Origin of the sequence: Neisseria sp. HMSC056A03, from assembly GCF_001815685.1 — a bacterium.
GTDB lineage: Bacteria > Pseudomonadota > Gammaproteobacteria > Burkholderiales > Neisseriaceae > Neisseria > Neisseria subflava.
Genome location: NZ_KV821666.1, coordinates 1,127 through 13,984 on the forward strand (window position 1 = coordinate 1,127; position 12,858 = coordinate 13,984).

General features: G+C 50.5%; 15 protein-coding genes. 7 read left to right on the forward strand and 8 right to left on the reverse strand.

The genetic code is table 11. The features are described from left to right. Positions 1 to 101: 101 nt before the first annotated feature. The 7 genes from HMPREF3052_RS10285 to HMPREF3052_RS10320 all read right to left on the reverse strand — a co-directional run bounded on the left by HMPREF3052_RS10285 (position 102) and on the right by HMPREF3052_RS10320 (position 6,568). A complete protein-coding gene (locus HMPREF3052_RS10285) occupies positions 102 to 320 on the reverse strand; it encodes a major capsid protein (RefSeq protein ID WP_070749743.1) in 219 nt (72 codons plus the stop codon). 80 nt (positions 321 to 400) lie between these two features. After that, complete coding sequence (locus HMPREF3052_RS10290; protein WP_174263554.1) at positions 401 to 592, reverse strand: hypothetical protein; 192 nt, start codon at positions 590 to 592, stop codon at positions 401 to 403. 9 nt (positions 593 to 601) lie between these two features. Next, positions 602 to 898 (reverse strand): hypothetical protein, encoded by a 297-nt coding sequence (locus HMPREF3052_RS10295; protein ID WP_070630413.1) that lies wholly within the window; start codon positions 896 to 898, stop codon positions 602 to 604. Positions 899 to 951: 53 nt separating this feature from the next. After that, positions 952 to 2,277, reverse strand: a complete 1,326-nt coding sequence (locus HMPREF3052_RS10300; RefSeq protein ID WP_070749744.1) for a replication initiation factor domain-containing protein — start codon at positions 2,275 to 2,277, stop codon at positions 952 to 954. A gap of 337 nt (positions 2,278 to 2,614) precedes the next feature. Beyond that, positions 2,615 to 3,871, reverse strand: coding sequence for a D-amino acid dehydrogenase (locus tag HMPREF3052_RS10310; protein WP_070749746.1), 1,257 nt, complete (start codon positions 3,869 to 3,871; stop codon positions 2,615 to 2,617). A gap of 77 nt (positions 3,872 to 3,948) precedes the next feature. Further along, entirely contained in the window at positions 3,949 to 5,340 is a 1,392-nt protein-coding gene (locus HMPREF3052_RS10315) for an alanine/glycine:cation symporter family protein (RefSeq protein WP_070749747.1), read from the reverse strand. Between the two features lie 370 nt (positions 5,341 to 5,710). Then, entirely contained in the window at positions 5,711 to 6,568 is an 858-nt protein-coding gene (locus HMPREF3052_RS10320; RefSeq protein WP_070749748.1) for an ATP-grasp domain-containing protein, read from the reverse strand. 126 nt (positions 6,569 to 6,694) lie between these two features. On the opposite strand from HMPREF3052_RS10320, the gene HMPREF3052_RS10325 reads away from it, so the two are divergent. From HMPREF3052_RS10325 to HMPREF3052_RS10345, 5 genes are all read left to right on the forward strand, one after another. Next, positions 6,695 to 7,930 (forward strand): FAD-binding domain-containing protein, encoded by a 1,236-nt coding sequence (locus HMPREF3052_RS10325; protein ID WP_070749749.1) that lies wholly within the window; start codon positions 6,695 to 6,697, stop codon positions 7,928 to 7,930. 147 nt (positions 7,931 to 8,077) lie between these two features. Beyond that, positions 8,078 to 8,797, forward strand: a complete 720-nt coding sequence (gene minC, locus HMPREF3052_RS10330; RefSeq protein WP_063076223.1) for a septum site-determining protein MinC — start codon at positions 8,078 to 8,080, stop codon at positions 8,795 to 8,797. 26 nt (positions 8,798 to 8,823) lie between these two features. Continuing rightward, on the forward strand, positions 8,824 to 9,639 hold the full coding sequence (gene minD, locus HMPREF3052_RS10335; RefSeq protein WP_070749750.1) for a septum site-determining protein MinD: 816 nt from the start codon (positions 8,824 to 8,826) through the stop codon (positions 9,637 to 9,639). Positions 9,640 to 9,642: 3 nt separating this feature from the next. Continuing rightward, positions 9,643 to 9,906 (forward strand): cell division topological specificity factor MinE, encoded by a 264-nt coding sequence (minE, locus tag HMPREF3052_RS10340; RefSeq protein ID WP_003680625.1) that lies wholly within the window; start codon positions 9,643 to 9,645, stop codon positions 9,904 to 9,906. A gap of 3 nt (positions 9,907 to 9,909) precedes the next feature. Beyond that, positions 9,910 to 10,830 carry a hydrogen peroxide-inducible genes activator gene (locus HMPREF3052_RS10345; RefSeq protein WP_070749751.1) on the forward strand — a complete coding sequence of 307 codons (921 nt, stop codon included), beginning with the start codon at positions 9,910 to 9,912 and terminating at the stop codon, positions 10,828 to 10,830. Between the two features lie 63 nt (positions 10,831 to 10,893). On the opposite strand, the gene HMPREF3052_RS10350 is transcribed toward HMPREF3052_RS10345, so the two are convergent. Continuing rightward, positions 10,894 to 11,106, reverse strand: a complete 213-nt coding sequence (locus tag HMPREF3052_RS10350) for a glycine zipper 2TM domain-containing protein (protein ID WP_003684747.1) — start codon at positions 11,104 to 11,106, stop codon at positions 10,894 to 10,896. A 254-nt stretch (positions 11,107 to 11,360) separates the two neighbouring features. On the opposite strand from HMPREF3052_RS10350, the gene HMPREF3052_RS10355 reads away from it, so the two are divergent. Both HMPREF3052_RS10355 and HMPREF3052_RS10360 read left to right on the forward strand, forming a co-directional pair. Beyond that, positions 11,361 to 11,810 carry a CopD family copper resistance protein gene (locus tag HMPREF3052_RS10355; protein ID WP_049329308.1) on the forward strand — a complete coding sequence of 150 codons (450 nt, stop codon included), beginning with the start codon at positions 11,361 to 11,363 and terminating at the stop codon, positions 11,808 to 11,810. A gap of 31 nt (positions 11,811 to 11,841) precedes the next feature. After that, entirely contained in the window at positions 11,842 to 12,816 is a 975-nt protein-coding gene (locus tag HMPREF3052_RS10360) for a TerC family protein (RefSeq protein ID WP_070749752.1), read from the forward strand. Positions 12,817 to 12,858: the final 42 nt, after the last annotated feature.

Genomic DNA, 12,858 nt, shown 5'->3' on the forward strand with positions numbered 1-12,858 from the left:
TCTTGGGTTATTTGAGGTACTACCAAGCTGAAATAGACGTTTTCAGCTTGGCTTTGCTCAAGACATTTATTCCCGACTTGGTAGTACATCTTAATTACCTATTAGCGCAACAAGCGTTTAACGATGGCAATAACGAACAGAGCAGCAAATACGCCGATTACCAACCAACCTGCCTCGAGGCCGTCAGTTTTAGCAGATTCAATAGCTGCTTTTGCTGCTTCTGGCATAGCGGCATAAGCTTGTGTAGCCAAAGCCAGTGGAGCAGCAGCAACAACGGCCAGTTTTGCGCCGTATTTACGGCAAGTGTTCATCAATTTCATGATGTTTTTCCTTTAGTGAGTTAAACAAAATTGAATAGGTGCTTTTGCTATTATTCAGACCGCACCTGTAGCCTGAATTTTTAAAATTCTGATAAAAAGCTGAAGACAATAAAGTTATCGCCAATTTCTTCTAAAGCGGTTTCGACCGCTTCGTTTCGGTCATAGAAATAACCAGCTTCATTGACAAACGGTGTATGCCCCACATCACCCGTATCAGACGGATAAAGGAAGTCGCCCGTTTCCCGTGACTGAACAATGTAAACGCGGGTAATTGTCATGTTTTAGCCTTTGTTTGGTGCTTTGGGCTGGAAGCCGAGAATTTTCAGTTTCTGGCTTTTGCCGTTGGTAACGAGTTCAACCGTTAAAGCGGCTTCGAATGGGAATGAAAGGCTTTTGAACTGTTCGAAGTTAACGGAACCGCCGTAGTCGTATTCTGTGGCCGAGCTGCCTAATGCGTTACCTTGGCTGCTGTCCAGCGGTGTAGACACGATGACGCGGCAATAGTCAAAGGTTTTACCGTCGATTTGGCCGTTAAAGCGTTTGACGCCCATGATTTGGCCTTGAATTTGCATTTGCATGATGTGTTTCCTTATTCAATACACTGCACTTGGAGGCGGCAGCGTTTTGCCTTTTAAAATCTACATGCATATCGGTCATACATCAGATTCAAATAATCTTGTTCATGCTTGGCCTCAATAAGCTTCGTCATTTTGTTTTTTTGTTCAATGGCCATTTCAAGTAAAATTTGGGCGGATTCGTTAAGCCATAAACTGCCTTCGGGCTTATCGTGTATGGCCGGTGCGTGGTTTTCGTTACATGAATAAACTTCAAGGCTTAAGCGTTTGGGCAATAAGTCATGATCGGCTTCGAACATGGCTAAGATTTCCGAACGGTCTTTGTGAGGAAACATGGATTTCGCGGCATTGATGGCGCGGCCGACTTGGTTTTTCGCTACTTCGATGCAGCGCTCAAAGGTCAATTCAAGATTCTTTTTCACTGCTTCGATGCGTTTGGCTTTCTCTTGGAATTGGGCGCATACAGGGTATGCACCGCCGAAGTATTCACCCGGAACTGCCAATACTTCGAACGGAATCACAATATCCTTGGCTTTGAATTCGATTTCAAAACGTACCCACTGGCTTTCTTTGTCGCCGAGCTGTTTACCTTTTTCATAAACGCGAACGTATTTGGAAGATTCACGGGAGCCTACATAGTATGTTTTGCCCTTGCCGTTGTTTGATTCCCAATCCGTACCGACTGATTCGCCATCGGGCATCATGTGATGATTGGTGAACTTACCGGCGAGACGGTCGGATTTGGCCTGCTCGGGCGTGTATTCGCCTTGAAAAAAGTCTTTGGCAATGTCGATACGGGTAATTTTGGGACGGACAGCCTGTGTGATGAAGTTATAAAGTCTTGATTCCCAACCGTCAGATGCTGCATTGCAACCTGTGGCAGTGACTTCAATCAGCATGGTATTGTTTTGCCCACCGAAATGAACGCGGCCATATTGGGCATTGTCTGTACCCATCAACCAGCAGGAATCATAAAAACGACCACCTGAATGCTTGGCTTTTTCGGTAATACCGAAACCAAAAATATCTGCCAGAACCATAGATGCGCGGACGATATATTCATCATCGGCAACCAATGGATAACCGGCAAGCAGTGAAAAAGTATCTTCGTGGATTGAAAAACTGATTTGGTCGATAAAAGCGGAATTGGCTTTGCCACGACGCAAAGGCACTTCAATCAGACGGCCTTTTGAATCAGTTAAAAAGGTGGTGTATTTTTCGAAGGTTTCGTGTTCGGTACTCAAAGCCGCTTCGGTTTCTGCTCCCCCCCTGTTAGATAAGGGGGGCGCCATATCGGCGCATGAAGCCGCCTTTGGCGCGTCGCTTACGCTGCCGCCGCTAAACGCGGCTTCATGCGCTTTTTCGGTGCTGATGTGTTTCATTGGGACACCTCTTTGCTGATAATTTCGCAGACGAACAAACGACCGTATTCATTGGCGGCATTTCTAATCTGTGAAATACGGTCGGGGGAAGATATGGGAAAATTGACAGTTTTAAGGCAACGGGTAACGTCAGAATCGTCTTTGAAAATACGAACGATGAAAGATTTTGGAAATTTAGGCGGTTCGGGATTGACAGTGTAGAAGACGATGCACATAGAAAAGCCCCTTTGTTAAAGGGGCTTTACGATTGTTAAAAATGCCCCTGCGATAGGGCGCAATATATAAGGCCGTCTGAAAATGATTTTCAGACGGCCTTTAAACCTTATCGCTTTCCAGCTTAAGCCTGATAACGCGACAGGCTCAAATCGTCGCTGCGGATTTCGGTGTCTTTGCCGCTCACGATATCGGCGGTTAATTTTGCCGAACCCAGCGACATGGTCCAGCCCAAAGTGCCGTGGCCGGTATTCAGGAACAAGTTTTCAAGGCGGGTGCGCCCGATTAGCGGCGTGCTGTCGGGCGTCATCGGTCTGAGACCGCTCCAGAACAATGCTTGTTTCAAATCTCCGCCTTCTGGGAACAAGTCGTTGACGACCAAAGCCAAGGTTTCGCGGCGTTTTTCGGGCAGTTTGATTTCGTAGCCCGACAATTCCGCCATGCCGCCGACGCGGATTCTGTTGTCAAAGCGCGTGATGGCGACTTTGTAGCTTTCATCCAAAACGGTGGAAACCGGAGCGCCGTCTGAATTGGTGACCGGCAGGGTCAAGGAATAGCCTTTGACGGGATAAATCGGCAGATTGAGATCCAACTGCGCCAAAACCGTCCTGCTGAAGCAGCCGAGCGCGCAGACGAAGGCATCTGCTTCAAAGCGTTCTTTTTCGGTTTCGACTGCGCTGATGCGCTGCCCATTGTGTTCGATGCGGCGGATGGTTTGGTTGAAATGAAACTGTACGCCCTTTTCCAGACACAATTTGTATAGGTTTTCAGTGAAGAGGTGGCAGTCGCCGGTCGCATCCGCAGGCAGGTGCAGGCCGCCGGCAATTTTGGCGGTAACGCGTGCCAGCGCAGGCTCAAACTCTGCGCATTCTTCGGGTTTCAGACGGCGGTACGGCACGCCGTAGCGTTCCAAAACGGCAATGTCTTGTTCTGCCGCTTCGACTTCTTTGGCTTGGCGGAAAATCTGCAACGTGCCTTTTTTACGCCCTTCAAAATTCATGCCGGTTTGCGCTTCAAAACGGCGGAACATCTCACGGCTGTATTCGGAAATCCTGACCATGCGCTCTTTATTGATTTGATAGCGCGCTGCCGTGCAGTTTTGCAGCATTTGCCACAGCCATTCGATTTGATACAGGCTGCCGTCAGGGCGAAACAGTAAAGGCGGATGGCTTTTAAACAGCCATTTCAGCGCTTTGGTCGGGATACCGGGTGCAGCCCACGGCGTGGTATAGCCGTAAGAAAGCTGGCCTGCGTTGGCAAAACTGGTTTCCATCGCCACGCCCTCGGCGCGGTCGATGACCGTTACTTCATGTCCTGCCTCCGCCAGATACCACGCGGAAGATACGCCGGCAACACCAGCACCTAAAACAAGCACTTTCATTTTGTTCCTCCTCTGACTTTTTTCAAAACAGACTTAATATACATCGGGCCGTCTGAATGTTCAGACGGCCTTGGACATTAATGCGGCAATTCGCCGTTTTTAATTTTTTGTTTGAAGTCGCGCGTTTCATTGACGATGACTTTCGCCATCAACAAAAGCGCAATCAGGTTGGGCAATGCCATCAAGCCGTTGAATGTGTCCGAAGCCAGCCACACCAAATCAAGGCTCAACACGGTTCCCAGCATAACTGAAGAAACATAACCGACGCGGTACAAACCGGCAAACTTCTCGCCGAAGACGTAAACCGCACATTTCTCGCCGTAATAACACCAGCCGAGAATGGTTGAGTAGGCAAAGAAAATCAAGCCGATGGTGACAATCCAGCCGCCGATGCCGGGCAGCATTTTTTGGAAAGTGACGGTTGTCAGCGCCGCGCCGCTCAATTCAGGTTTGACAAACTCGCCGCCTGCGCCGAGCAGACCCATGACCAACACGATACCGGTAATCGAGCAGACAACAATGGTGTCCAAAAAAGTACCGGTCATGGAAACCAAAGCCTGACGGACGGGGTGGTCGGTTTTCGCGGCTGCGGCGGCAATCGGCGCAGAACCCATACCTGCCTCATTGGAGAACACGCCACGCGCCACGCCGTAGCGGATAACCGTACCGATGGCACCGCCGGCAACGGCCTGCGCGCTAAACGCATCGGAGAAAATCAGTTTGACGGCGGGCATCAGTGCGTCAGAATTCACGACAATAATGGAAATACCGCCCACTACATAAAACACTGCCATGGCTGGCACGATAAAAGACGCGGCTTTGGCGATGCCCTTAATGCCGCCCAAAAGCACAATGGCTGTTAATACGGTCAAGACTATGCCGGTGTACGCAGGTTCAACACCAAAGCTGGTTTGTACTGCCTGCGCAACCGAGTTGGACTGCACCGAGCTGCCGATACCGAATGAAGCGAATGTGCCGAACAGCGCAAACGCAACGGCCATCCATTTCCAGTTTTTGCCCAAGCCTTTTTCGATGTAGTACATCGGGCCGCCGGACATTTCGCCTTTGGAATTGGTGACGCGGTATTTCACCGCCAACACGCCTTCGCCGTATTTGGTGGCCATGCCGAAAATGGCGGTCATCCACATCCAAAATACCGCGCCCGGGCCGCCGGTTACCACCGCAGTCGCCACACCGGCGATGTTACCCGTACCGATGGTGGCGGACAGCGCGGTCATCAACGCCGCAAAATGGGAAATATCACCTTCGTGGTCTTCGCCGTCTTCATGCTTCTTTGACGGCACAAACGCCTGTTTCAGCGCATAACCCAACATGGTGAACTGCAAGCCTTTCAGCAAAACGGTCAGCAAAATGCCCGTACCGACCAGCAGCATCAACATAATAGGTCCCCAGACCCAGCCGCTGATGGTTTCGAAAAAGGCTTTGAGATTATCTAAAAACAATTGCATGGCTTTCTCCTTTGTCTGTTTTATTTTTTATGCACTACTTTTTGTAGTGTCATGTAATTTCAGCACAGAATATTCAATAAGACAATATCTTTCTTTTTAAAAAGATTTTTGAGGTTTTACCCTAAAAAGATATTTATTTAGACCGAGCAGATTGTTTACAATCCGCTAAAAATAAAGGCTGCAGCCGAGATAAAATGCCAAATGAAAGTTAATCAACCTTCAATTAAGACTGCAACAATTAAAATGACACAATCGACAAATGGCACATTATTGAAAAATACAAACACGCAAATCTTGTTTAAAAAAAGCCTCAGGCCGTCTGAAAGATGGTTTCCAGACGGCCTGAGGCTTGCTATTTATATTAATAAAGTCAGGTTGATGAATGTTGCTCAAGCAACTGCGCCAACACTCGGGCAAAGCGTTCCGTCGCGCCTTCACTGGTGTGCAAATACAGGGCAGGTTCGATGAGTTCCAATTCATTGAGCAGGAAGGTGTCGCCGATCAATGTACCGTCCACTCGGGCGTAAGCCGGCATTTGCGGCAAAGCGGCCAGTACGTTTTGCGCGGCGCAGATGGCAAACTCGGGCGGCTCGATACCGAACACCGACACGCCATAGGCCGAGTTGGCTCGCCATTCGCCGTGTGGCGGCTGACGGCGCACGGCATGGCTGAATGTGCCGTTGAAAAACACCAGCGAGGTTTCGCCCGCCGTTTCGATTTCGCGGATATAAGGTTGCACAATCACGCCTTGTGGATAATCCGCCATGTTTACGTCCAATGTTTCTGCATAAACTTTAACCACGCCTTTGCCGCTCTGCCCGAATGCCGGTTTGATGACCGCTTCCGTCCATCCTTGTTGGTTCAAAATGTCGGTCAATTCGGCTTTTTGCGGCGGAACGAACACGCTGGGAATCACTTGTGCGCCGCGTTCTGCCAAATCACATAAATAAGTCTTTTCCATATTCCAAGCCATCAGCTCGGGCGGATTGATAAAACGCTGCCCCGCCTGCTCGGCTTGCTCCAGCCATTTGCGGAAGGCTTCGGGTTCGGCGGCATAATCCCATGCGCACAAAGGCAGCAAAAACGGCGCGGACGGATGGTTTTGCCACGCATCAAATACGGTTTTCACGCCCATGGTTTCCAAGCATGCCGCCAATGTTTTCAGGTTGTCTGATGGTTCGGGATAGGTTTGGCAGGTAATGAGTGCCAAAACGGTTTTCTCGGTCATGATTGCCGCCTCATTGCTAAAACCAAAATTATATAGCAAAATCAAACCAAAAGATTTTTCAGACGGCCTGATACATGAGGCCGATTCTGATAAAATGGTTTCCCCGTTTTCCGTCGGAACATGCTCATGAAATCTGCTCACGTCCTTGTCTGGTTCCGCCGCAACCTCCGCCTGCACGACAATGCCGCGCTTAATGCCGCCGTTGCAAGCGGTTTGCCCATCGCCTGCGTCTGGGTCAGCCAAAGGCCGTCTGAAAACCACAATCCGCGTCAAAGCCTGTTCCATTATCAAGCCGCGCAAGAGCTGCATACCCGTCTGGCGGCGCACCATATTCCTTTATATATCGTCGCTTCCGATGAAGACCTCCTCCGCTTGGCTGCTGCGCTCAATGCCCATACCGTCATCACAGACGAAGCCTACACCGAAGCCGAAATCCGCCAAGACAACCACCTCTGGCACAATTTCGACCGAGCAGGCATTGCCCTGCAACACGCCAACGACCGCGGCATTTTGGCCAAATCCCCCCTCATGGATGCCAACGGCCTGCCCTACACCGATTTTGCCGCCTATAAACAAGCATGGTTGCAAGCTTATTCAGGACAAAGGCCGTCTGAAACCGAATTGCCTGTTCAAACCAGACAAAACGTTCCACTGTTTCCAGCCCATACCGGCGCGGTATTGCCTGCCTATCAGCAGGGCGGCGAAACCGCAGCCTTAACGCAATGGCACGCATTCAAACAGAATTTGGTTCACTACCCGATTACCCAAAACTTTCCGGCACGAAAAAACACCAGCCTCCTCAATGCCTACCTGTCCGCAGGCTGCATTTCACCGCGCCTGCTGGCCGCCGAAGGCTTGGCAAACCGACATTTCGAATGGCTGGACAAGCTTATTTTCCGCGACTACTGCTACCAGCTCGCCTACCACCGCCGCCTGCCCGAAACAACCGATGCCGCTCCGGTACGCGAATACTGGCGACTCGGCCAAACCGGCGTACCCATCATCGACGCCTCCATCCGCGGCCTCGAAGCCACTGGTCACTTACACCCCGTTCTCCAGCAGCTGTGCGCCCACTATTTCTGCCACGCCCTCAACTTCGACCCCAACCAAGGCATTGCGTGGGCAGCCTCCGTCCAAACCGGCACCGACCCCGCACTCAACCAAGCCAACTGGCACCTCGCCGCACAAGACACGGCTACCGTCCGCTATGCCCACCGTTCGCATCAAATCGATCCCGACGGCAGCTACATCCGCAGTTACGTCCCCGAATTGGCGCACCTACCGTCCACCCTCATCCACACGCCGTGGGCCGCCGCCGATGACATCGACACACACGGCTACCCCTTTCCCAAGGCCGTCTGAAACCTGCATTCACACCAAAAAACCACACTAAATACAGTTGAAAAACGTTCAAACAAAATATTTTGGTTTCAGATGGTCAAACAGATTGAATAGCCAAGATTTACACGGTAAACTTACGTCATTAAAAAATTTTATTATTTCATTACAATGAAACCCGCATTCGACATAAAAACGTCACGTTTGGACGTCTTATCCATCCATCTGCACACCGCAGATCTAACCGAATTGGAAGAATTCCTGCGCCAATTGGCAGGCCAATCCCAAGACGAATTCGTTCCCTTCATTTTAGACGTACAAGATTTCGACCACCCCGAATCCATCGATTTGGGCGGCATGATTTCCCTGTTTGCCCGTTACGGCATGCAAATCTTAGGGCTGCACCACACCAGCGACACATGGGCGGCAGCGGCGGCGCGTTACCACTTGGTCTTCAAACAAGGCAACTCCACCCAGGCAGCCGACACACAGGCAGCGCCTGCTCCGCGCCAAGCACCGCAACCGCAAGACGTACAAGCCACCGTCATCAACAATCCGACCGTATTGGTCAGCACGCCCGTGCGTACCGGCCAGCAGGTTTACGCTGAAAACGGCGACCTCATCGTTACCGGCATCGTCAGCCAAGGTGCGGAACTTATCGCCGACGGCAACATCCATATTTACGCCCCCATGCGCGGCAGAGCGTTGGCCGGTGCAAAAGGCAATACCAACGCGCGCATCTTTATTCATTCCATGCAGGCCGAATTAGTCTCCGTTGCCGGTATCTACCGCAACTTCGAGCAAGACCTGCCCGAGCATCTGCACAAAAAACCCGTACAAGTATCATTGCAAGACAACCGACTGGTTATCAGCGCAATCGACGCCGAATAAACATCAGTACTTAAAAAGGAAATATCGTGTCCAAAATCATCGTAGTAACTTCAGGTAAAGGCGGCGTAGGCAAGACCACTACCAGCGCCAGCATCGCAACCGGCCTGGCCCTGCGCGGCCACAAAACTGCCGTAATCGACTTCGACGTCGGTTTGCGCAACCTTGACCTGATTATGGGTTGCGAACGCCGCGTCGTATACGACCTCATCAACGTTATCCACGGCGAAGCGACTCTCAACCAAGCCCTTATTAAAGACAAAAACTGCGAAAACCTCTACATCCTGCCTGCATCGCAAACCCGCGATAAAGACGCACTGACCCGCGAAGGCGTAGACAACGTGATGAAAGAGTTAGCCAGCGAAAAAATGGGCTTCGAATTCATCATCTGCGACTCCCCTGCCGGTATCGAACAAGGCGCACTGATGGCACTCTACTTTGCCGACGAAGCCATCATTACCACCAATCCGGAAGTATCCAGCGTCCGCGACTCCGACCGCATCCTGGGCATTTTGCAAAGCAAATCCCGCAAAGCCGAACAAGGCGGTACTGTTAAAGAGCACCTGCTGATTACTCGCTACTCCCCTGAGCGCGTAGCCAAAGGCGAAATGCTGTCTGTACAAGACATCTGCGACATCTTGCGTATTCCGTTGATCGGTGTGATTCCTGAATCACAAAACGTTCTGCAAGCTTCCAATGCCGGCGAACCTGTCATCCACCAAGACAATGCCGCAGCAGCAGAAGCCTATAAAGACGTTATCGCCCGCCTCTTGGGTGAAAACCGCGAAATGCGTTTCCTCGAAACTGAGAAGAAAAGCTTCTTAAAACGACTGTTCGGAGGTTAATACATGTCACTGCTCGATATGCTGTTCGGCAGAAAGCCGAAAACCGCTACAGTCGCGCGCGACCGCCTGCAAATCATCATCGCACAAGAACGCGCACAAGAAGGCCAAGCTCCGGACTATCTGCCGACCTTGCGTAAAGAGTTGTTGGAAGTCCTGTCCAAATACGTCAACGTATCATTGGACGACATCCGCATCTCCCAAGAGAAACAAGACGGCTTGGACGTTCTTGAGCTGAACATCACCCTGCCGGAACAAAAAAAGGCTTAACACATGACCTTGACCGAATTGCGTTACATCGTAGCCGTCGCACAAGAACGTCACTTCGGACGTGCCGCACGACGCTGCTTTGTCAGCCAGCCCACCCTCTCCATCGCCATCAAAAAGCTGGAGGAAGAGCTGTCGGTATCCCTGTTCGACCGTAGCAGCAACGACATCATCACGACCGAAGCGGGCGAGCGCATTGTTGCCCAAGCCCGCCGGGTTCTGGAAGAAGCAGAACTCATCAAACACCTTGCCAATGAAGAGCAAAACGAATTGGAAGGCGCGTTCAAACTCGGCCTGATTTTCACCGTTGCCCCCTACCTTCTGCCCAAGCTCATTACCGCGCTGCGTGAAACCGCACCGAAAATGCCGCTGATGCTGGAAGAGAACTATACCCACATCCTGACCGAGTCGCTCAAACGTGGCGATGTCGATGCAATCGTCGTTGCCGAGCCGTTCCAAGAGCCGGGTATCGTGACCAAGCCTCTGTATGACGAACCTTTCTTCGTCATTGTTCCCAAAGGCCATCACTTTGAAGAACTCGATGCCGTTACGCCTCAGCTTTTGGGCGAAGAACAAGTGTTGCTGCTGTCTGAAGGCAACTGTATGCGCGACCAAGTGTTGGCGAGCTGTTCCGAATTGGCTTCCAAACAGAAAATCCAAGGTTTGACCAATACCCTGCAAGGCAGCTCCATCAACACCATCCGCCACATGGTTGCCAGCGGTTTGGCCATCAGCGTCATGCCGGCTACCGCCTTGACCGAAAACGACCATATGCTTTTCAGCATTATCCCGTTTGAAGGCAATGCGCCGCACCGCCGTGTCGTTTTGGCCTATCGCCGCAACTTTGTCCGTCCGAAAGCACTGACTGCTTTGCGCACTGCCATTTTGCAATCGCAACTGACCGGTGTAACCTTCGTCAACGAATAAACCGCAAAACAAAAGGCCGTCTGAATGTTCAGACGGCCTTTTTATTTCTAACCGAATAAAGGATTAATAGCGGGTATGAACCTGACTGCCGATAACACCACCCAAAGCCGCACCACCCAAGGTAGAGCCGGTATCACCACCAATCAAGTTACCTGCCACGCCACCCAATACCGCACCAGCAGCAGTGTTGCGTTGGGTTTGGGTCATATTGGCACATGCACCCAAAGAGGCGGCCAACATGATCAAGGTCACAGTTTTTGCAAAAGTTTTCTTCATGGTTTGATTCTCCATCAGGGTTTAAGCTGTATATGGAGCAGTATGGCACAACCTTTCATTAATATATTTTCTGATAAGTAAAGACAGATTAAACTAAGATAATGCTTTTGATGAACGGTTAACTTCAAAAACAAACGGCAATTCCAATAGAATATTTATAAAATTTAATATATTTGGCATAAAATTGCGCATACATCAACCGCATTCGGTAGTGATACAATGACAACTTGTCTGAACTACCGGAAACACCCGTCATGAGTACCTACGCACTGGCACACATCATCCACGTTTATTGCGCGATTGCCTTTGTCGGCGGCGTATTTTTCGAAATGCTGGTTCTCTCCGTTTTGCACACCGGCCGCGTTTCGCGCGAATCGCGTCGCGAAGTCGAACGTGCCATGTCCCATCGTGCCGTCCGCGTGATGCCGATTGTCGTCATCACCCTTTTTATCAGCGGCATCGTCATGGTGTACAACCGTTATCTGCCAACGCTGCACCATCCTCTCGACAGCGCCTTCAGCATTATGTTGAGCATCAAAATCCTGTTGGCAGTAAGCGTTTTGGTGCATTTTGCCATCGCTGTTGTCAAAATGGCCCGACACACCCTCACCGTCGGCTGGTCGAAATATATACACGCCGTTGTCTTCAGCCATATGCTGTTTATTGTCTTTTTTGCCAAGGCAATGTTTTACCTGTCTTGGTAAACCTTACCCACACCCCACACAAGGATTGTTTATGACCCAATACCCGTCCGTTGGCTCGCCGATGTTTTACGGCATCTTCTTTATTGCCGTCTTAATCATGATCGCCATCGATATGGTATCGCTGAAAAAAAACGGCGCCCACAAAGTCAGCATCAAAGAAGCCCTCGCCTGGAGCGGCATTTGGGTAGCCGTATCCTGCGCATTTGCAGGCTGGCTCTATTTTGAACTGGCGGGCAACCCGACTTACGGGGCTGTTGTCGCCAAAGAAAAAGTCCTCGAATTCTTCACCGGCTATGTACTTGAAAAATCCCTTGCCGTCGATAACATATTCGTTTTCCTGATGATTTTCAGCTACTTCAAAGTTGAACCCAAATTCCAACACCGCGTCTTACTCTATGGCGTATTCGGCGCCATCGTCCTGCGCGCCATCATGATCTTCATCGGTGCAGCCTTGGTACAACAATTTGAATGGATTTTGTACCTCTTCGGCGCGTTCCTCTTATACACCGGCATTCACATGATGAAGCCCGAAGCCGAAGCTGAAGAAGACCTTTCCCAAAACAAGATCCTGACTCTGCTCAAAAAAGTCATCCCGACCAGCCAACAGTTTGACGGTGAAAAATTCTTTACCATCGAAAACGGCAAACGCATCGCTACACCACTTTTGCTGGTATTAATTATGATCGAATTGAGCGACGTCATCTTCGCCGTGGACAGCATCCCCGCTATTTTTGCCGTAACGACCGACCCTTTCATCGTCCTCACTTCCAACATTTTTGCCATCTTGGGCCTGCGTGCCATGTACTTCTTACTGGCAGACTTTGCCGAACGCTTTATTTTCCTCAAATACGGCTTGGCTTTCGTATTGAGCTTTATCGGTATCAAGATGCTGATTATGCACTGGGTACATATCCCGATTTCCATTTCCCTGTCCGTCGTCTTCGGCGCACTGGGCGCATCCATCCTGACTTCCTTGGTGTACACGCGTCAGCAAGAGAAAAAATAATCTGCCGATATAAAAAGGCCGTCTGAACATTTCAGACGGCCT